Raw genomic sequence first — 18,343 nt, 5'->3', positions numbered from 1 at the left:
TTCAATTATGCGACGGCATATCCAGCTTGACTCTGTGCGCCTGTCTGCATAGTTATCGCGCAACTTGCAGCCGGAGGTGGCGGGCATGACCAAGCGTGACGAGATGGAGCAGCTTAAGGCTCTCGGTGACCGGATCGCCAAGGTGAAAGCTTCGCACGAGCCGCCCAAGGCTGCGCAGGATCATCACTCGATGGCCCAGATTGGCTGGCGAATGGTGATAGAACTGGTGTCCGGTTTGGGCATTGGTGCGGCAATCGGATACGGGCTTGATGTGCCCTTTGGTACATTGCCCATTTTTCTGGTGCTGCTGACATTACTGGGCTTCGCGGCGGGCATTAAAACGATGCTGCGATCGGCGCGCGAGTTCGAGATCGGAACAGACAAGGCGGCCCCGCCAAAAGCGGGTGCGGAACAAGGGGACAAGACCAGTGGCGGGTGAAAATGGTGGCCTTGAAATCAGGCCGATGGACCAGTTTGAAGTCAAGGCGCTGTTCGGTGGCGATGTCAGCTGGTATACGCCGACCAATGTGACGCTTTGGATGGCGCTTACAGTTGTCGCCGCATCGGCCCTTATGATCTACGGCGCGCGTGGCCGCGCACTGGTTCCAAGCCGTGCGCAATCTGCCGCAGAAATGACTTATGGCTTCATCTACAACATGGTCAAAGACGTGGCAGGACATGACGCGGTGCGCTTTTTCCCGCATGTCTTTACGCTGTTCATGTTCGTGCTGTTTGCCAACCTTCTGGGGTTGATCCCGTTCGCCTTTACCACAACGTCGCATATTGCGGTGACAGCGGTTCTGGCCTTCACGGTGTTCCTGTCGGTTACGGCATTGGGGTTCATCCTGAACGGCACCAAGTTTCTTGGCCTGTTCTGGGTTAGCTCTGCGCCGCTGGCCTTGCGCCCGGTTCTGGCGCTGATCGAGTTGATTTCCTACTTTGCACGCCCCATCAGCCATTCCATTCGTCTTGCCGGTGCCATGATGGCCGGGCATGCCGTGGCAAAAGTTTTCGCAGGTTTTGCGGGCGCATTGGGTGCCGCATTCTTCGTGCCGGTTCTGGCTGTTACCGCGCTCTATGCTTTGGAGCTGCTGGTCGCTGTGATCCAGGCGTATGTTTTCACCATTCTGACTTGTGTGTACCTCAAGGACGCACTGCATCCGTCACACTGACGGGCGTATCCGGTCGAATACCAAATCCAGCCAATTCCAACTCAAGGAGAAATGATATGGAAGGCGATATCGCAGAAATGGGCAAATACATCGGTGTTGGTCTGACCGCCATTGGTATGGGCGGCGCGGCAATCGGTGTGGGCAACATTGCTGGCAACTTCCTGTCGGGTGCCCTGCGCAACCCGTCGGCGGCTGCTGGTCAGACAGCCATGCTGTTCATCGGCATTGCGTTCGCAGAAGCTCTGGGGATCTTTTCGTTCCTCGTCGCTCTGCTGCTGATGTTTGCTGTCTAAGCGCTTCCCGACTATATCCTTATGCCCGGGGGGGCCAAGTGGCCCCTTCGGTGAATTCAGGGCTTAGGGGGACGACATGGCAGAGACTGCCGCTTCGGGGCCAGGTATGCCCCAACTAGACGTATACACCTTCTCGAACCAGATTTTCTGGCTTATCGTCACTTTGGTGGTTTTGTATTTCATTATGTCGCGCGTGGCCCTGCCACGTGTTGCGGCTGTGTTGGCTGATCGTCGCGGGACAATCACCAGCGACATCGCAGCGGCAGAAGAATACAAGTTGAAGGCGCAGCAAGCAGAAGAAGCCTATAACAAGGCTTTGGCTGATGCGCGCGCGGAAGCAGGTCGTATCGTAGATGCGGCCAAGGCCGAAATGCAGGCGGAACTTGATGTTCAACTTGCCAAGGCCGATGCCGAGATTGCTGCCAAAGCGGCAGAGTCAGAGCGCCGCATTCGCGAAATCCGCGACAGTGCGATGGATATGGTGTCTGATGTGTCGAAAGACGTGACCTCGGACATTCTGAATGTCTTTGGTGCTAAAGCGGATTCACGCAGTGTGACCGCTGCCGTAGATGCGCGCCTGAAAGGGGATGCATGATGTTGCGATTGTCTATTCTCGCGGCAACTATTGCCAGCCCCGCACTTGCGGCCCCAGCGGGAAAGCCTTTCTTCTCGCTGTATAACACCGACCTGATCGTCTTGATGGCGTTTGTCATTTTTGTCGGCATCCTGATTTACTTCAAGGTGCCCGCGAAGGTGACAGGTCTGCTGGATAGCCGCGCAGTTGGCATTCAGTCCGAACTGGACGAAGCCCGCCGCCTGCGTGAAGAAGCGCTGGCACTGCACGCGTCGTTCGAGCGCAGACATGCCGAGGTCAAGGGCGATGCCGCGCGCATTGTCGAAAAGGCCAAGGCAGATGCACAGATGGCAGCAGAGCAGGCCAAGGCAGATATCGAAGCCTCGATCATCCGCCGCCTGAGGGGTGCCGAGGATCAGATCGCCTCTGCTGAGGCGGCCGCGATCCGTGATGTGCGCAACAAGGCGGTTGCAGTTGCGATTGCCGCGGCTGGCGATGTGTTGGCAAAGCAGATGGATGCAGAGCGTAGCGATGCGTTGTTCCAGAAAGCGGTTTCTGCGGCGCAAGAACATTTGCACTAAGCGGCTTGTCACAAAGCATAGCAAGATTGAAAAACCCGGCATCTCGCCGGGTTTTTCTATGTGCTACATGGCCCGCGCATGTTCAAAGCGCAGCCGCGCGATTTCCTCGTTCTTTTCACTGCGCTGAAGGTCGCTCATCAGCTCTTTCACATAGTCCAGATGCGCTTGCGCCGCATCGCGTGCGCCTGTTGGGTCACGCTGTTGCAGGGCATTGTTGATTGCGCGGTGCTGGTTCAGCAACTCATCGCGCGTTCCGCGCTGCCGAAAGATCATCTGGCGATTATAGAACACACCCTGATGCAGCAGGTTGAACATGGCGCGCATCATGTGCAGCATGATGATGTTATGCGATGCCTCGACGATTGACAGGTGAAATTCAGCATCAAGCCGTGCTTCCTCGGTGGGATCGCGGCTGAGATGCGCTTCTTCCATTTTCTGAAAAATGGTGTCGATAACCTTCAAATCCATGCCCGACCCAAGGCGCGCAGCGCGTTCGGCAGACATCCCCTCCAGATCACGGCGAAAGCTGATATAATCGAACAGCGCGGCATCATGGCTCGCGAACAGACTGACCAGCGATTCCGAAAAGGCAGAATCCAGCAGCTCCGCCACATAAATTCCGGCCCCCGCCTTGGTTGTCAGCAGCCCACGCGCCTGCATTTCCGCAACCGCATCGCGCAACGAGGGGCGCGACACACCCATCTTCTCTGCAAGTTCGCGTTCTGACGGCAGGCGCTCGCCGGGCCGTAAAATGCCACGCAGGATCAACAACTCAATCTGCCGAACGACACTATGAGACAGTTTCTCGGGTTGAATACGCTGAAACGGCATTTGGGTTTGCGCCTTGGGACTGCATCGGACATTCGCGGTTTGCCCGAAAATTACACAGGTATTGGTAAAAAGATATGACCGCTTTGGCCGATTAGCAATAAAAAAAGGCCAGTCCTAAGACTGGCCTTTCGTATCATGTTCCCAAACTCAGGCGGGCTGATGTGGCCGGATGAAGATTTCAACACGGCGGTTCTGCGCTCTGCCAGCGGGTGTGTTGTTGTTGGCAACCGGTTGCGTCAGGCCCCGTCCTTGGGTCTGGATGCGGTTTGATGCAACGCCTTGGCTGCGCAAGACCTGCGCAACAGACCCTGCACGCCGCTCAGACAGGCTTTGGTTATATGCCGCAGAGCCGGTATTGTCTGTGTGGCCAACCACGATCACATCGCTGCGCGGGAAGTTCACAAGATTGGTCGAAATCGCACGCAGGTCATTTTGCAGATCGGGCCGCAGGGTCGCACTGTCTGTTGCGAACAGAAGGTCTTGCGGCAATGTCAGGATCAGTTCCTGTCCGGTATTGCGGATATCGACATTGTCGCCCAACTGACGACGAAGCTCGGCTGCTTGACGGTCAAGTTGCTGACCAATCAGTGCGCCGGCTGTCCCGCCGATGACGGCCCCAGCAGCAGCGCGGCGCGCGCTTCCGTCGCCTGTGGCTGCGCCAATTACACCGCCCACAGCCGCGCCCGTCAGAGCGCCGCCCATTGTACGGTTCTGCATGTTGTTCGGGTCTGGCTCGCACGCTGCCAACACCATCACAGCTGCACCAAGCGACATGGCTGCTACAGATACCTTCATCAAACTATCCTCCAAAAAGTTCAGAACTGCGTATACACGCTCATAACGCAAAAGGTCATGTCACGTTCCCTTTATTTCTTGTTTTTCTTTTTGACCTGCAAGGGTCACGCAACGATCGGGTGCGTCGTGTCGCGCCGCGCTGCCTCCCAAGCCAGCATCGCGCGCTTGCGTGGCAGCCCCCAGTGATACCCGCCAAGCCCGCCACCGCTGGCGCGCAGGCACCGATGGCAGGGCAGCAAAAACCCGATTGGGTTGCGCCCGACTGCAGTCCCAACCGCTCGGGCCGCACTGTCCGAGCCGATGGCCTTGCCGATATCGCCATAGGTGGTCACTTCGCCAGAGGGCACTTGCAGCAGCGCTTCCCACACCTTGATCTGAAAGGGGGTGCCGATAAGGTGCAGGTGCGCCTGACCAGATTGCGCGAAGGCCGCCATCACATGCGGTTCGGCGGCCTGAGTATCTTCAACATACTGCGCTTTGGGCCAGCGCTGCATCATGTCGGCCAAGATATCAGCTTGCTGGCCCGCATCGGCAAAGGCCAACCCACATAGACCCCGCGCCGCCGCCATGCCAAGGGCTTGGCCAAAGGGGGTCTCGAACCATCCATAGTGAATGCTCAACCCCGCGCCACGGCGGGCATACTCTCCCGGTGTCATGGCTTCCCAACGCAAAAACAGATCATGCAACCGCGCCTGACCTGACAGGCCCACCGAATGCGCCGCCTGCATCGTGGTCATGTGTTGCGACAGCAGTTTTCTTGCGTGGTCCAATGTCAGGTATTGTTGGTACCGCTTGGGCGAGACACCTGCCCATTGGCTGAAAACCCGCTGAAAATGCGCTGGACTCATGCCCATCTGCTGCGCAAGCTCGGCCAAGCTGCGCTGTGCGCCGCCCGGCGCGTCGATCAGTGCGATCGCGCGTTCGATCACGTGGTAATGATAACGGGCATCCTGCATGCTGGCGTCATCCATGGCGATCCTCCTGACAGCTTTAGGTTCAAGCTAAACCAGCAACGCCGCTTGCGCGACCCGAAAGCTGCGCAAACGTGCCATTGCAACCGCTTCACAAGTGAAATACGACTTTCCAAATTGCTGAAAATATGGGCGCGCGAGATGAAGCTGGGGCTATTCTTTTTGGTGATCGGCTATCTGCTGAGCCAGTTCTACCGCTCATTTCTGGCGGTGTTGTCAGGGCTTTTGCAGGTCGATATCGGTGTCAGCGCGGACGATATGGCGCTGTCCTCAGGGCTGTGGTTTCTGGTTTTTGCGGCCATGCAATTGCCGGTAGGCTGGGCGCTGGACCATTTCGGGCCACGGCGGACGACAGCGATCTTGCTGGGCTTTGGGGGCACTGCGGGGGCAATCCTGTTTGCCGCTGCACAGAATGCACTGCATCTGCATCTGGCGATGGCGTTGCTGGGGATTGGCTGCGCGCCTGTGCTGATGGCCTCTTACTACATTTTCGCGCGCAGCTTCCCGCCCGCGATATTTGCGACCCTTGCTGGGGCCGTCATCGGCTTTGGCTCTCTGGGCAATATTCTGGGGGCGCTTCCTATGGCATGGGCGGCCGAGATGTTCGGCTGGCGCACCTCGATCCTTGCGATTGCCGCTGTGACAGCGCTGGTCTCTGCGGTCTTGTGGGTGGTCATCCAAGACCCCCCCAAAGCCGAGACGCCACAGGGTGCTACCGGCAGTGTGTTCGACCTGCTGCGCATTCCCGCGCTTTGGTTTCTGATCCCGCTGCTGATTGTCAACTATGCCCCGGCTGCCGGGTTGCGTGGGCTTTGGGTCGGCCCATACTATGCCGATCTGCACGCGGCGAGTGCGACGGGTATCGGCAATGTCACCTTGCTGATGGCCTTGGCTATGATCGCGGGCAATTTCGCTTACGGCCCGCTTGACCGGTTGCTGGGCACGCGCAAGGGGGTGATCCTTGCGGGTAATTTGGCCGGTGCGGTTTGCCTTGGCCTGCTGTGGCTGTTTCCGCTGGCCGGATTCTGGCAAGCGGCAATTCTGTTTGCGGCGGTCGGGTTTTTCGGGGCATCTTTCCCGATGATGATGGCTCATGGCCGCAGCTTCATTCCAGCACATATGACTGGGCGGGGCGTGACGCTGCTGAATCTGTTCTCCATCGGTGGGGTCGGGGTCTTGCAGGTGATCAGCGGGCGCGTGCATGCGCTGGCCCCAGAACAGCCGCCAGAAGCTGCCTATCAGGCATTGTTCCTGTTCTTCGGACTGCTGCTGTTGATCGGGTGCATAATATACGCCTTCTCGACCGACCGAACCGATTAGCGCCCTTCACCTTTCGCTGTATTTGCGATATGCCGCCCGCGACGTGTGAAAAGGAGAAGCCAACATGGGCTACAAGATCGTCGTCGTAGGTGCCACAGGCAATGTGGGCCGCGAAATGCTGAATATCCTGGCCGAGCGGGAATTCCCGGTCGACGAGATCGCGGCGCTGGCGTCGCGCCGCTCGATGGGGACCGAGGTCAGCTTTGGCGACAAAACGCTTAAATGCCAGGATCTTGACCAGTTCGATTTTACCGGATGGGACATCGCCTTGTTCGCCATCGGGTCCGATGCGACCAAGAAATATGCCCCCATCGCGGCCAAGACAGGCTGTGTGGTGATCGACAATTCGTCGCTCTATCGCTATGACCCCGATGTGCCGCTGGTCGTGCCGGAAGTGAACGCCGAGGCTGTTGATGGCTACACCAAGAAAAACATCATCGCCAACCCGAATTGCTCGACCGCGCAAATGGTGGTGGCGCTCAAGCCCCTGCACGACCGCGCTAGGATCAAGCGGGTGGTGGTTAGCACTTATCAATCCGTGTCCGGCTCTGGCAAGGAAGCGATTGACGAGCTGTGGAACCAGACCAAAGGCATTTATGTGCCCGGTCAGGAAGTGGCCCCTTCGGTCTATCCCAAGCAGATTGCGTTCAACGTGATCCCGCATATCGACGTTTTCCTTGACGATGGATCGACCAAGGAAGAATGGAAGATGGTGGCGGAAACCAAGAAGATCATGGACAAGTCGATCAAAGTGACAGCGACTTGCGTGCGTGTTCCTGTTTTCGTGGGCCATTCGGAATCCATCAATATCGAGTTCGAGGATTTTCTGGACGAGGAAGAGGCCCGCGATATTCTGCGCGAAGCACCCGGTATTCTGGTGATCGACAAGCGCGAAGACGGTGGCTACATGACGCCGGTGGAATGCGTGGGCGAGTATGCGACTTATATCAGCCGCATCCGTCAGGATTCGACCATCGATAACGGTCTGAATATCTGGTGTGTCTCGGACAACCTGCGCAAGGGTGCCGCGCTGAATGCGGTCCAGATTGCTGAAGTGTTGGGGAATCGCTGCCTGAAGAAAGGCTGAGCCTCTCGGTCATGACACGAAGAAAGGCGCGGGCAATCAGCCCGCGCCTTTTGCGGTTTGAGGTCATCATGTCTCGAATTGGTGCTGGCGTTTCCGATCGGAAAACCGCGCGGCGCATCCGACGCGCGAAATGTCGCAATCGCAGCTGTCTGGTGGTTTGCAGCCAGATATAGCGGACTTGAGCGACACAAAGCCGCAGGGAATTAGACATGACATTCAAGACCGACATCGAAATCGCACGCGAAGCGACGAAACTGCCAATTCAGGAAATTGGCGCGAAACTGGGTATTCCAAGCGAACACCTGCTGCCCTTTGGCCATGACAAGGCCAAGGTCAGCCAAGAGTTCGTGGCTGATGCGCGCGAGCGCAAGCGCGGCAAGCTGATCCTTGTCACCGCGATAAACCCGACGCCTGCGGGCGAGGGCAAGACCACAACAACCGTGGGCTTGGGCGACGGGCTGAATGCCATTGGCAAGCGCGCGGCGATCTGTATTCGTGAAGCCTCTCTTGGTCCGAATTTCGGCATGAAGGGCGGCGCTGCGGGCGGGGGCTATTCGCAAGTGGTGCCGATGGAGGATATGAACCTTCATTTCACCGGTGACTTTCATGCGATCACTTCGGCGCATAATCTGCTGTCTGCCATGATCGACAACCACATCTATTGGGGCAACGAGCTGGAGATTGACGAGCGCCGCATCACATGGCGTCGTGTAATGGACATGAACGACCGCGCGCTGCGCGACATGGTTGTCTCGCTTGGGGGGGTGTCCAACGGGTTCGCGCGCCAGACAGGGTTCGACATTACGGTCGCATCCGAAGTCATGGCGATCTTGTGCCTTGCCGCCGATCTGGAAGACCTGCAACGCCGCCTTGGTGATATTGTGATCGCATACCGGCGCGACAAGACCCCGATCTATTGCCGTGATATTTCCGCAGAGGGTGCGATGACCGTGCTGCTGAAAGACGCGATGCAGCCCAATCTGGTGCAGACACTCGAAAACAACCCCGCCTTTGTGCATGGCGGCCCGTTTGCAAATATCGCGCATGGCTGCAATTCGGTTGTGGCAACACAGACTGCGCTTGGGCTGGCGGATTATGTGGTGACTGAGGCCGGTTTTGGCGCGGATCTTGGGGCCGAGAAGTTCTTCAACATCAAATGCCGCAAGGCTGGGCTGAAACCTGCGGTGGCGGTGATCGTGGCCACTGTGCGTGCGATGAAGATGAATGGTGACGTGGCAAAAGCCGACCTTGGTTCGGAAAATGTCAGTGCAGTGCAAAAAGGCTGCCCAAATCTGGGTCGCCATATTGAGAATGTGAAATCTTTTGGGGTGCCGGTGGTGGTGGCTATCAACCATTTCCACTCGGATACTGACGCCGAAGTTGAGGCGGTGAAAGACTATGTCGCTTCGCTTGGGTCAGAGGCGATCCTGTGTCGCCATTGGGCCGAAGGGTCCAAGGGGATCAGCGAGCTGGCAACCCGCGTGGCCGAGTTGGCCGATGGCGACTGGTCACAATTCGCGCCCCTGTATGGCGACGACATGCCGCTGTTCGAGAAGATCGAGACGGTCGCACGGCGCATTTACCGCGCAGACGAGGTTCTGGCGGACGCGAAGATCCGCAACCAGCTGAAGGAATGGGAGGCTGCGGGCTATGGGTCTTTGCCAGTGTGCATGGCCAAGACGCAATATTCCTTCTCGACTGATCCGAGCTTGCGCGGGGCGCCGACCAACCATTCGGTGCCTGTACGCGAAGTGCGGCTTGCGGCCGGGGCAGGGTTCATCGTGGTGATCTGCGGTGAAATCATGACCATGCCGGGCCTGCCGCGCAAGCCTGCTGCGCAAACGATCCGCTTTAACGAGGAAGGGCTGATTGAAGGGCTGTTCTGACAAGCCGGGATGGTAGACGGCGCTCGCGCGCTGAGCGCGCATCGCCCCGCCCACCATCCCGCAAAAGCGTCGCATTGCAACCCGAGCGGAGGGAAGTTAGGACGCAAGCACATAACAAGATATGGTGTGCTGATGCGTCCCCCTTCTGAATGCCGCAACATGGCTGAGCTTCGTGATCAGATCGACAGGTTGGATCGCAAGCTGGTTGGGCTTTTCTCCGAGCGTGCGGCGTATATTGACCGCGCAGCCGAGTTAAAACCGGCAGAGGGTTTGCCGGCGCGGATCAACGCGCGTGTGACCGAGGTGCGCAACAACGTTCGCGCAGAGGCACTTGCGCAGGGATGGGACCCGGAGTTGGCGGACAGTTTGTGGTCGCAGCTGATCGACTGGTCAATCGCGCGTGAAGAGAAAATTCTGGGACAAGATGAACAGGAATAGACACCATGACAGCTACTATACTTGACGGAAAAGAATTCGCTGCGCGCGTCCGCGCGAAAGTCGCAGATCATGTCACGCTGCTGAAAGAGAAACATTCTGTCACGCCGGGTCTGGCTGTTGTTCTGGTGGGCGAAGATCCGGCGAGTCAGGTCTATGTCCGCTCAAAGGGGAAGCTGACCGTCGAAGTCGGAATGGCATCTTTCGAACATAAGCTGGACGCAGACACATCCGAAGCGGATCTTCTGGCGTTGATCGCCAGATTGAATGCTGATCCTGAAGTTCATGGCATTCTGGTACAGTTGCCACTGCCCTCTCATCTGGATTCGGACCTTGTCATCAATTCGATTGACCCGTCCAAGGATGTTGACGGCTTTCACATTTCCAATGTCGGGCTGTTGGGGACAGGTCAGAAATCGATGGTGCCCTGCACGCCTTTGGGGTGCCTGATGCTGCTGCGCGATCATCATGGCAATTTGTCGGGGCTGAATGCTGTGGTGGTGGGCCGCTCGAATATCGTTGGCAAGCCAATGGCCCAGTTGTTGCTGGGGGACAGCTGCACTGTGACGATTGCGCATTCGCGCAGCAAGGATTTGCCCGCAATTTGCCAAGGGGCGGATATTCTAGTCGCCGCCGTGGGCCGCGCCGCGATGGTTCGGGGCGACTGGATCAAGCCCGGGGCCACTGTGATCGATGTGGGCATCAACCGGATTGAGCGCGATGGCAAGACCAAGCTGGTCGGGGACGTTCATTTTGACAGCGCAGCACAGGTTGCAGGGGCGATCACCCCGGTTCCGGGCGGGGTAGGGCCGATGACCATTGCCTGCCTGCTGGCCAATACGGTCACTGCCACCTGCCGCGCGCATGGACTGGCCGAGCCTGAGGGGCTGACCGTCTGACGAGACGATGCGCGACGCCTGAAGTCTGTGCAGCGCGGGGTCACTCCCGCGCTGATGTCATTTCTGACCCCAACCGCTTCCAAAGGTTGGCCGCATGTTTGTCGATCTCCAGCACCACCAGCAAGAGAACACCGGCGGCCGCACATTGCGCCACTTGCCAAACACTGAGCGCGACTGTGTCAAACAGGGTCTGCATGAAGGGCAGATAGGTGAAACCTGCTTGCAGCACGATCACAATGGCGATGGCGATCAGCACTGCGGGCGTGCCTTTCACGCCTTGCCAGCTGATCGACCACCCATGCCGGTAGCGCACGGAGAACAGGTAGAACACTTCCATCGCCACCAGCGTGTTCAATGCCATGGTGCGCGCCTCATCCAGACCTGCGCCTTGCATCTGTGCAAGGGCGAATTGGCCGAAAATTCCCATCGCAAACAGGATTGAAACCAGAAACACCCGCCACAGGATGAAGCGTGACAGGATTGGCGCATTGGCGCGGCGGGGGGGCTGGCGCATGATAGCGGCCTCGGGGCGCTCGAAGGCCAGCGACATGGCCAGCGCCACGGAACTGACCATATTGATCCAGAGAATCTGCAAGGGCGTGATCGGCAGCATCAACCCGAACAGAACCGCAATGATCAGTGAGATCGACTCGCCGCCATTTACCGGCAGCAGAAAGGTGATGACCTTTTTGAGGTTGGCATAGACTGTGCGGCCTTGTTTGACTGCCTCGGCGATGGAAGCGAAATTGTCATCGGCCAAGACGAAATCGGACGCCTCGCGCGCGGCCTCGGACCCTTTTAACCCCATTGCAATCCCAGCATCGGCGCGTTTGAGGGCAGGGGCGTCGTTGACCCCGTCGCCCGTCATGGCCACGACCTGCCCGCGTGCCTGCAACGCCTGCACCAGCCGCAGCTTATGTTCGGGCGAGGTGCGGGCAAAAACATCGGTGCGCCGGATTGCCGCTTCAAGCGCGGGGTCATCCATCTGGTCAATCTCAGCCCCGGTCAGGGGCTGGTCGGTCTGGTGCAACCCGATCTGGCGACCGATGGCAGCAGCCGTGCCCGCGTGATCGCCGGTGATCATCTTCACCGAAATCCCCGCGCTGTGGCACTCGGCGACCGCGGCGATCACCTCTTCTCGGGGTGGGTCGATCAGGCCGACAAGGCCCAACAGCGTCAGCCCGCCTGCGACAGTGTCATGGGTCAGGTCACTGCCCTCATGCGTCATCTGTGCAAGTGCCAGAACGCGCTGGCCGTCATTGGCGATCTGCGCGCTGGCGCTGTCCCAATAGGCCTTGTCCACCGGTTCTGGCCCGTCTGCGCCCAGTTGCGTGTCGCATTGCGCGAGCACGCGCTCTGGCGCGCCTTTCAGCAGCACAAGCCCGTCATGCAGGACCGCCATGTAGCGATAGCGCGCATCGAAGGGAATGCTGGCTTGCGCGCGGGGGCGTTTTGCAGGCTCGATACCCAGTTTGCCAGCAAAGGCCAGAAGCGCCCCTTCCATCGGGTCGCCTTCAACCCGCCAGCCCTTGTCGCTTTGTACGAGTGCGGCGGTGTTGCACAGGGCTGCGACCTGCGCCATGGACGAGAGGATGTTTTCGTCGCCGCCCGCGACCTCGCCTTCGGGGGCATAGCCTTGGCCAGACACTTTGACGACATCTTGGGCCGTGACCGCGCTGGCGACCATCATTTCGTTGCGCGTCAAGGTGCCTGTCTTGTCCGAGCAGATGGTCGAAACTGCGCCCAATGTCTCGATGATGGGCAGGCGGCGGATGATCGCATTGCGGCGCGCCATGGATTGCACGCCAATGGCCAAAGTCACTGTCAAAACGGCAGGCAACCCTTCGGGGATGGCCGCGACGAACAGGCCGACAACAATCATGAACGCCTCGGCAAAAGGCATGTCGCGCAGCACAAGCGTAAAGGCCAGAATCCCGGATGCCAACACAAGGATGAATCCGGTCAGGTATTTGGCGAAAACCTCCATCTGGCGGATCAGCGGTGTCTTGAGGGTCTGCACATTGGACATCATGGTGCTGATGCGCCCAATTTCGGTTTTGTCGCCTGTCGCTGTAACCACACCCATCCCTGTGCCTTCGGCGACCATTGTGCCGCTGAACGCCATGGGGGTGCGATCGCCCAAGTCGGCCTCTGCGGCGACTGGGGCAGTGGCTTTGCGCACCGGAACAGATTCGCCTGTCAGGATCGCTTCTTCCACTGTCATGCCTGATATTTCGATCAGGCGCAGGTCAGCGGGCACTTTGTCGCCTGCCTCTAACAAGACAATATCGCCGGGCACCAGATCGGCACCCGCAACCGACATGCGCTGCCCGGCGCGCAGTATATTGGCCTTGGGTGCGAGCATGTCGCGCAGGGCGTCCAGCGCCGCTTCGGCCTTGCCTTCTTGCACAAAGCCTATGACGGCATTGATGACGACCACAGCCAATATAACGCCTGTGTCGATCCAGTGGCCCAGAAGTGCTGTGATGACAGCCGCCCCGATCAGTACAAGGGTCAGCAGGTTGTTGAACTGGCGCGCAAGTCGCGCCAATGGGCCGGGGCGCGGTGCGTCGGGCAGCTTGTTCAGGCCATATTCCGCACGGCGTGCGCTGGCCTGTTCAGGGTCAAGCCCATCGGCACTTGTATCAAGATCGGCCAGAACTTTTTCGGCCGGAATCGTCCAGAAAGCAGTATTTTCCGTCATGAAGATTGTATTCCGTCTTTATGGCGCAGTGTATCCACCATCCACCAGATGGTAGCTGCCAGTGATAAAACTTGCACGTTCTGAGAGCAGGAAACAGGTCAGCGCTGAAACTTCTTCCGCGGTGCCGATGCGGCCCATCGGGTGAAGCCCGGCCAAGCCGTCCAGCATGTCCTTGCTCAGATTATCGGTCAAAAGTGGGGTCTGGATGAAGGCGGGGCCAACGGAATTGATGCGAATGCCCTTTTGCGCGTATTCCATCGCGGCGGTTTTGGTGAGGCCCAGCAGCGCGTGTTTGGACGCCACATAGCCCGAAGAATTCGCAAAGCCCACTGACCCAAGGATCGAGGCCATATTGACAATGGCACCGCCGCCCGCGCGCTCCATCGCCGGGATCTGGTAGCGCATCCCGTAGAACACGCCATTGAGGTTGACGTTAATCACCTGTTGCCACGCGTCAATCGGATATTCGCCTGTCGGGGCCTGAGCGCCGCCGATCCCTGCATTGTTTACGGCAAGGTGCAGGGCGCCGGTCTGCGCTTCGGCAAAAGCCACCAGCGCTTCCATCGCCTTCGGGTCCGAAACATCGGCGGCAAAAGGGGCTGCCTTTCCGCCCCGGTCAAGGATGGTTGCAACAGGGCGCGCGCAGCTTTCCTCGGTCAGGTCCGAGACGATGACAAAGGCACCGCTTGCTGCAAGTTCCAGCGCAATTGCCTCGCCTATGCCAGAAGCGGCCCCTGTGACAATGGCGGTTTTTCCAGTGAAATCATACATCTGTTCATCCCCTTGCTGCATGTGTTCTGGCCCGGTGGTTGGGCTTCGCGGCCTGCTGCGGGCAGGCGGCATCAACGACACTATGTCAGACGGGGGCGGGCCTGTCCTTGCGCTGGCGCAATCAGATGGCGGGTTGAACAAATTTTCTCAAAAAGCAGTGGTGCCTGCGATTTGCGCAGGCACCACGCGCGCTCAGGGGATCAGTCTGTCGATAATCAGATCGGCGGCCTGCTCGGCACTCATCATCGTCGTATCAATGCGGATTTGCGGGGCCTCGGGCGCCTCATAGGGCGAATCGATCCCTGTGAAGTTCTTGAGTTGACCCGCGCGCGCTTTGGCATACAGCCCTTTCACATCGCGCGCTTCGGCTTCCTCTAGTGGTGTGTCGATGAAAATCTCCATAAACTCGCCCGGTTGCATCATGCCGCGCACCATCTCGCGCTCTGACCGGAAGGGCGAGATGAAAGCGGTAATCACGATCAGCCCGGCATCGGTCATCAGCTTTGCCACCTCACCGACACGGCGGACATTCTCGACGCGGTCGGCATCGGTAAAGCCCAGATCCTTGTTCAGACCGTGGCGCACATTGTCGCCATCCAGAAGGAAGGTGTGGCGATTCATGCGCGCGAGCTTGCGCTCTACGATATTGGCGATTGTGGATTTGCCCGACCCCGAAAGCCCAGTCATCCAAAGCACCATTGGTTTTTGGTTCTTCAGGCTGGCGTGATGGGTGCGGCTGATATCTGTCGCTTGCCAATGGATATTCTGGGCCCGCCGCAATGCGAAATGGATCAACCCTGCGCCCACTGTGCGGTTCGTCATCTTGTCAATCAGGATGAAGCCCCCCAGATCGCGGCTTTCGCTGTAGGGGGTGAAGGGGATGTCGCGATCGGTGGTGATATTGGCCACGCCAATCGCATTCAGGTCCAGCGACTTGGCGGCCAGATGTTCCATCGTGTTGACATTGACCTGATACTTCGGCTGCGCCACGGTCGCGCTGACAGTTTGCGGGCCGATTTTCAGCCAATAGGCGCGCCCCGGCACCATTTCTTCCTCATCCATCCAGATCACAGTCGCCTCGAACTGGTCTGCCACTTCAACCGGGCTTTTCGCGGTGGTAATCACCTGTCCGCGTGAACAGTCGATTTCATCGGCAAAGCACAGGGTGACGGCTTGTCCGGCAACGGCCATGTCCAGATCGCCGCCCATGGTGACGATGCGCGAAATGGTCGATGTCTTGCCAGAGGGCAGGACGCGGATGTCATCGCCCTTACTCACCTGACCCGCAGCAATCGTGCCTGAAAAGCCGCGGAAATCCAGATTGGGGCGGTTGACCCATTGCACCGGCATACGAAAGGCATTGCGCTGGTTGGCACTCTGGTCCAACTCGACCGTTTCCAGATGATCCAACAGCACTGGGCCTTCAAACCAAGGTGTCTGATCGCTGCGGGTGGTGATATTGTCGCCCGCAAGGCCTGAAATCGGGATGGGTGTAAACTCGACAATCCCGATACTGTCGGCGAATGCGCGGTAGTCGGCCACGATCCGGTCAAACACCGCGCGGTCATAGCCGACAAGGTCCATCTTGTTTACGGCCAGCACAAGGTGCCGAATGCCGATCAGATGCGCCAGATAGCTGTGGCGCCGTGTCTGTGTCAGCACACCCTTGCGCGCATCAATCAGGATCACGGCCAGATCGGCGGTTGACGCGCCAGTGACCATGTTGCGGGTATATTGTTCATGTCCCGGTGTGTCAGCGACGATGAACTTGCGCTTTTCAGTCGCAAAGAAGCGGTAGGCCACATCAATGGTGATGCCCTGCTCGCGCTCGGCGGCCAGCCCGTCTACCAGCAATGCGAAATCAATCGCTTCGCCTTGGGTGCCGACGCGCTTCGAATCCGCTTCCAGCGTGGCAAGCTGGTCTTCAAAGATCATCTTGCTGTCATAGAGCAGACGCCCGATCAGGGTGGATTTTCCGTCATCGACGGACCCGCAGGTGATAAAGCGCAGCATGGTCTTGTGCTGGTGGGTTTCCAGATATGCGTCAATATCTTCCGCAATCAGTGCGTCGGTTTTGTAAATCTCGTTCATCAAAAATACCCTTCCTGCTTCTTCTTCTCCATGGACGCGGATTGATCATGGTCAATCGCGCGGCCCTGCCGTTCCGAAGTGGTGGTCAGCAGCATTTCCTGAATGATCTGGGGCAAGGTTTGCGCGTGGCTTTCCACTGCACCGGTAAGCGGGTAGCAGCCCAATGTGCGAAACCGGATCGAGCGCATGACAGGTTGCTCGCCATTCAATGGAAAGCGGTCATCATCGACCATCAGCATCAACCCGTCGCGGATGACGGTCGGGCGTTCAGCGGCATAGTAGAGCGGCACAATATCTATGCTTTCCAGATGGATATATTGCCAGATGTCCAGCTCGGTCCAGTTTGACAGGGGAAAGACGCGCATCGACTCGCCCTTGTTCTTGCGCGCATTGTAGGTGCGCCACAGCTCTGGTCGCTGGTTCTTGGGGTCCCAGCGGTGGCTGGCGGTGCGGAAGCTGAAAATGCGCTCTTTCGCGCGGCTCTTCTCTTCATCGCGGCGTGCGCCCCCGAAGGCGGCGTCAAAGCCGTGCAGGTCCAGCGCCTGTTTCAGCCCTTCGGTTTTCCACATGTCGGTGTGCAGCCCGCCATGATCGAACGGGTTGATCCCTTGGCGCACCGCGTCGGGGTTTTGATGGACCAACAACTGCATGCCCGCCTTGCGCGCGGCACGGTCGCGCATTTCATACATGGCGCGGAATTTCCACGTTGTGTCCACATGCAGCAGCGGAAAGGGCGGCGGTGCCGGGTAAAATGCTTTCTTCGCCAGATGCAGCATGACAGCGCTGTCCTTGCCGACGGAATACAGCATCACCGGCTTGTCCGCCTGCGTGACAACCTCGCGCATGATGTGGATCGCTTCGGCCTCAAGGCGCTGCAAATGGGTTAAAGTATGGATGGACATGTGAATGCTCGTCCCTTTCTTGAATGATGTTGGCAAGGGCATATCGCTGCTGTAATCTGCCCGCACCTCCCATATGGGAGGGGGTGGGGGTTCTGATGATAACAGCGCCAGAGTCTGCGATATTGCTGTCACTTCAGCAGGTCGGTGTATCGGCCGGAGGCTGGCCAGAGGTGTTGCGCCTATTGGCCAGTTATGTGCAGGCCGATCAGGTTCAGCTTTTCACCCCGTCGCGGGGGTGGGATCAAACCGGACCGCTGGCTGTGCCAATGCCCGCAATCCTGACAGGGTTGCGGTTGCGCCGCGTCTATACGGGCGAAGAGCTGATGGATCGCGCCCCGGCACTCGGGGGTGTCGCAGAGGCGGCAGATCACCGCGCCATTGGATTGCGTTTGTCTGACGGGGTCGGCTGGCTGATGGCCCTGCGCCAGCGCGGAATGTTTCGCGCGGTGGACAGTGCCATTCTAACAGCGCTGGTCCCGCATCTGGAACAGGCGTGGCAGATCGCGGCGCACATTGCGGATTTGTCCGACCAAGCGGCGCGCTCGGATGCTGTGGCGCGGCGGATTGGCGTAGGATATGTTGAGTTCGACGCGCGCGGCCTGCCTGTCGCGCGCGACGGCGTGGCGCGGGATTTACTGGCGCGGATGCATCAGGTTCCGGTCTTGCCACGCAAAATGGGGCAGACGGCGCTATTGTCCATTCCCCCCGATCTGGACATGCTGTGCCAACGCAGGCCGGATGGTCGCGTTGAGGGGGTTTTGCGCGCCAGCGCGCACGCCTTGCCCACAGCAGAGGCACTGGCCGAAGCACTGCACCTGACCGTATCAGAAGCGCGGCTGGTGCGCGCGCTGGCCCAAGGTGCCAGCCTGTCTGACGCCGCGCAAGCGCTGGGGCTGACACTGGAAACCGCGCGCTATTATTCCAAACAGGTCTATGCGAAGACGGGTTTGCGTGGCCAACCCGACCTGATGCGCCGCATTTGGACAAGCGCACTTGCCTTTGGCCGCGCATGAAACTGCCTTGCGCGCGCT

Annotated in this window: 18 protein-coding genes; 11 read left to right on the top strand and 7 right to left on the bottom strand. The window is 58.8% G+C overall.

Annotation, left to right across the window (positions count from 1 at the left end):
* Positions 1-85 precede the first annotated feature (85 nt).
* The 5 genes from BD293_RS11640 (at position 86) to BD293_RS11620 (ending at position 2,620) form a co-directional block, all read left to right on the top strand.
* Positions 86-439, top strand: a complete 354-nt coding sequence (locus BD293_RS11640; protein ID WP_142081923.1) for an AtpZ/AtpI family protein — start codon at positions 86-88, stop codon at positions 437-439.
* 25 nt (positions 440-464) lie between these two features.
* Complete coding sequence (locus BD293_RS11635; protein WP_084635088.1) at positions 465-1,172, top strand: F0F1 ATP synthase subunit A; 708 nt, start codon at positions 465-467, stop codon at positions 1,170-1,172.
* Between the two features lie 56 nt (positions 1,173-1,228).
* Positions 1,229-1,465, top strand: a complete 237-nt coding sequence (locus BD293_RS11630; protein WP_071470100.1) for a F0F1 ATP synthase subunit C — start codon at positions 1,229-1,231, stop codon at positions 1,463-1,465.
* Positions 1,466-1,541: 76 nt separating this feature from the next.
* Positions 1,542-2,060, top strand: coding sequence for a F0F1 ATP synthase subunit B' (locus BD293_RS11625; RefSeq protein WP_142081920.1), 519 nt, complete (start codon positions 1,542-1,544; stop codon positions 2,058-2,060).
* On the top strand, positions 2,057-2,620 hold the full coding sequence (locus BD293_RS11620) for a F0F1 ATP synthase subunit B family protein (protein ID WP_142081918.1): 564 nt from the start codon (positions 2,057-2,059) through the stop codon (positions 2,618-2,620). The genes BD293_RS11625 and BD293_RS11620 overlap by 4 nt, the downstream gene beginning before the upstream one ends.
* A 63-nt stretch (positions 2,621-2,683) precedes the next feature.
* On the opposite strand, the gene BD293_RS11615 is transcribed toward BD293_RS11620, so the two are convergent.
* The 3 genes from BD293_RS11615 to BD293_RS11605 all read right to left on the bottom strand — a co-directional run bounded on the left by BD293_RS11615 (position 2,684) and on the right by BD293_RS11605 (position 5,217).
* Positions 2,684-3,451, bottom strand: a complete 768-nt coding sequence (locus tag BD293_RS11615; RefSeq protein WP_142081916.1) for a FadR/GntR family transcriptional regulator — start codon at positions 3,449-3,451, stop codon at positions 2,684-2,686.
* A 147-nt stretch (positions 3,452-3,598) separates the two neighbouring features.
* Positions 3,599-4,246 carry a YiaD family glycine zipper/OmpA-like lipoprotein gene (locus tag BD293_RS11610; protein ID WP_142081914.1) on the bottom strand — a complete coding sequence of 216 codons (648 nt, stop codon included), beginning with the start codon at positions 4,244-4,246 and terminating at the stop codon, positions 3,599-3,601.
* A 104-nt stretch (positions 4,247-4,350) separates the two neighbouring features.
* Positions 4,351-5,217 (bottom strand): methylated-DNA--[protein]-cysteine S-methyltransferase, encoded by an 867-nt coding sequence (locus tag BD293_RS11605; RefSeq protein WP_246086278.1) that lies wholly within the window; start codon positions 5,215-5,217, stop codon positions 4,351-4,353.
* A gap of 141 nt (positions 5,218-5,358) precedes the next feature.
* On the opposite strand from BD293_RS11605, the gene BD293_RS11600 reads away from it, so the two are divergent.
* From BD293_RS11600 to folD, 5 genes are all read left to right on the top strand, one after another.
* Positions 5,359-6,537, top strand: a complete 1,179-nt coding sequence (locus tag BD293_RS11600) for an MFS transporter (RefSeq protein WP_142081912.1) — start codon at positions 5,359-5,361, stop codon at positions 6,535-6,537.
* A gap of 64 nt (positions 6,538-6,601) precedes the next feature.
* Complete coding sequence (locus BD293_RS11595) at positions 6,602-7,624, top strand: aspartate-semialdehyde dehydrogenase (protein ID WP_142081910.1); 1,023 nt, start codon at positions 6,602-6,604, stop codon at positions 7,622-7,624.
* A 209-nt stretch (positions 7,625-7,833) separates the two neighbouring features.
* On the top strand, positions 7,834-9,510 hold the full coding sequence (locus BD293_RS11590; RefSeq protein ID WP_142081908.1) for a formate--tetrahydrofolate ligase: 1,677 nt from the start codon (positions 7,834-7,836) through the stop codon (positions 9,508-9,510).
* A 132-nt stretch (positions 9,511-9,642) separates the two neighbouring features.
* Positions 9,643-9,948 carry a chorismate mutase gene (locus BD293_RS11585; protein ID WP_142081906.1) on the top strand — a complete coding sequence of 102 codons (306 nt, stop codon included), beginning with the start codon at positions 9,643-9,645 and terminating at the stop codon, positions 9,946-9,948.
* A 5-nt stretch (positions 9,949-9,953) separates the two neighbouring features.
* Entirely contained in the window at positions 9,954-10,844 is an 891-nt protein-coding gene (folD, locus tag BD293_RS11580; RefSeq protein WP_142081904.1) for a bifunctional methylenetetrahydrofolate dehydrogenase/methenyltetrahydrofolate cyclohydrolase FolD, read from the top strand.
* A gap of 40 nt (positions 10,845-10,884) precedes the next feature.
* Here folD and BD293_RS11575 read toward each other — a convergent pair whose 3' ends face one another.
* From BD293_RS11575 to cysD, 4 genes are all read right to left on the bottom strand, one after another.
* Complete coding sequence (locus BD293_RS11575; RefSeq protein WP_142081902.1) at positions 10,885-13,548, bottom strand: cation-translocating P-type ATPase; 2,664 nt, start codon at positions 13,546-13,548, stop codon at positions 10,885-10,887.
* Between the two features lie 18 nt (positions 13,549-13,566).
* Positions 13,567-14,319: an SDR family NAD(P)-dependent oxidoreductase gene (locus BD293_RS11570; protein WP_142081900.1), complete on the bottom strand. Its 753-nt coding sequence runs from the start codon at positions 14,317-14,319 to the stop codon at positions 13,567-13,569.
* Between the two features lie 192 nt (positions 14,320-14,511).
* Positions 14,512-16,410, bottom strand: a complete 1,899-nt coding sequence (cysN, locus tag BD293_RS11565) for a sulfate adenylyltransferase subunit CysN (protein ID WP_142081898.1) — start codon at positions 16,408-16,410, stop codon at positions 14,512-14,514.
* Positions 16,410-17,354 carry a sulfate adenylyltransferase subunit CysD gene (gene cysD / locus BD293_RS11560; RefSeq protein ID WP_281286653.1) on the bottom strand — a complete coding sequence of 315 codons (945 nt, stop codon included), beginning with the start codon at positions 17,352-17,354 and terminating at the stop codon, positions 16,410-16,412. The genes cysN and cysD overlap by 1 nt, the downstream gene beginning before the upstream one ends.
* Positions 17,355-17,407: 53 nt before the next feature.
* Here cysD and BD293_RS11555 point away from each other — a divergent pair, with 53 nt between their 5' ends.
* The gene (locus BD293_RS11555) at positions 17,408-18,325 is read left to right on the top strand and encodes a helix-turn-helix transcriptional regulator (RefSeq protein WP_142081894.1); all 918 of its coding nucleotides are present in this window, start codon (positions 17,408-17,410) and stop codon (positions 18,323-18,325) included.
* Positions 18,326-18,343: the final 18 nt, after the last annotated feature.

The sequence above is a fragment of the Roseinatronobacter monicus genome, from assembly GCF_006716865.1.
Taxonomy (GTDB): domain Bacteria; phylum Pseudomonadota; class Alphaproteobacteria; order Rhodobacterales; family Rhodobacteraceae; genus Roseinatronobacter; species Roseinatronobacter monicus.
The sequence above is the reverse complement of the archived record's forward strand: the minus strand, read 5'-3'. Positions and strand labels throughout refer to the sequence as shown.

What these genes read in the sequence shown, in the direction of transcription:
- BD293_RS11640 (WP_142081923.1), top strand. Translation starts at nt 86, where the DNA reads ATGACCAAGCGTGACGAGATGGAGCAGCTTAAGGCTCTCGGTGACCGG.
- BD293_RS11635 (WP_084635088.1), top strand. Translation starts at nt 465, where the DNA reads ATGGACCAGTTTGAAGTCAAGGCGCTGTTCGGTGGCGATGTCAGCTGG.
- BD293_RS11630 (WP_071470100.1), top strand. Translation starts at nt 1,229, where the DNA reads ATGGAAGGCGATATCGCAGAAATGGGCAAATACATCGGTGTTGGTCTG.
- BD293_RS11625 (WP_142081920.1), top strand. Translation starts at nt 1,542, where the DNA reads ATGGCAGAGACTGCCGCTTCGGGGCCAGGTATGCCCCAACTAGACGTA.
- BD293_RS11620 (WP_142081918.1), top strand. Translation starts at nt 2,057, where the DNA reads ATGATGTTGCGATTGTCTATTCTCGCGGCAACTATTGCCAGCCCCGCA.
- BD293_RS11615 (WP_142081916.1), bottom strand. Translation starts at nt 3,451, where the DNA reads ATGCCGTTTCAGCGTATTCAACCCGAGAAACTGTCTCATAGTGTCGTT.
- BD293_RS11610 (WP_142081914.1), bottom strand. Translation starts at nt 4,246, where the DNA reads ATGAAGGTATCTGTAGCAGCCATGTCGCTTGGTGCAGCTGTGATGGTG.
- BD293_RS11605 (WP_246086278.1), bottom strand. Translation starts at nt 5,217, where the DNA reads ATGGATGACGCCAGCATGCAGGATGCCCGTTATCATTACCACGTGATC.
- BD293_RS11600 (WP_142081912.1), top strand. Translation starts at nt 5,359, where the DNA reads ATGAAGCTGGGGCTATTCTTTTTGGTGATCGGCTATCTGCTGAGCCAG.
- BD293_RS11595 (WP_142081910.1), top strand. Translation starts at nt 6,602, where the DNA reads ATGGGCTACAAGATCGTCGTCGTAGGTGCCACAGGCAATGTGGGCCGC.
- BD293_RS11590 (WP_142081908.1), top strand. Translation starts at nt 7,834, where the DNA reads ATGACATTCAAGACCGACATCGAAATCGCACGCGAAGCGACGAAACTG.
- BD293_RS11585 (WP_142081906.1), top strand. Translation starts at nt 9,643, where the DNA reads ATGCGTCCCCCTTCTGAATGCCGCAACATGGCTGAGCTTCGTGATCAG.
- folD (WP_142081904.1), top strand. Translation starts at nt 9,954, where the DNA reads ATGACAGCTACTATACTTGACGGAAAAGAATTCGCTGCGCGCGTCCGC.
- BD293_RS11575 (WP_142081902.1), bottom strand. Translation starts at nt 13,548, where the DNA reads ATGACGGAAAATACTGCTTTCTGGACGATTCCGGCCGAAAAAGTTCTG.
- BD293_RS11570 (WP_142081900.1), bottom strand. Translation starts at nt 14,319, where the DNA reads ATGTATGATTTCACTGGAAAAACCGCCATTGTCACAGGGGCCGCTTCT.
- cysN (WP_142081898.1), bottom strand. Translation starts at nt 16,410, where the DNA reads ATGAACGAGATTTACAAAACCGACGCACTGATTGCGGAAGATATTGAC.
- cysD (WP_281286653.1), bottom strand. Translation starts at nt 17,354, where the DNA reads ATGCCCTTGCCAACATCATTCAAGAAAGGGACGAGCATTCACATGTCC.
- BD293_RS11555 (WP_142081894.1), top strand. Translation starts at nt 17,408, where the DNA reads ATGATAACAGCGCCAGAGTCTGCGATATTGCTGTCACTTCAGCAGGTC.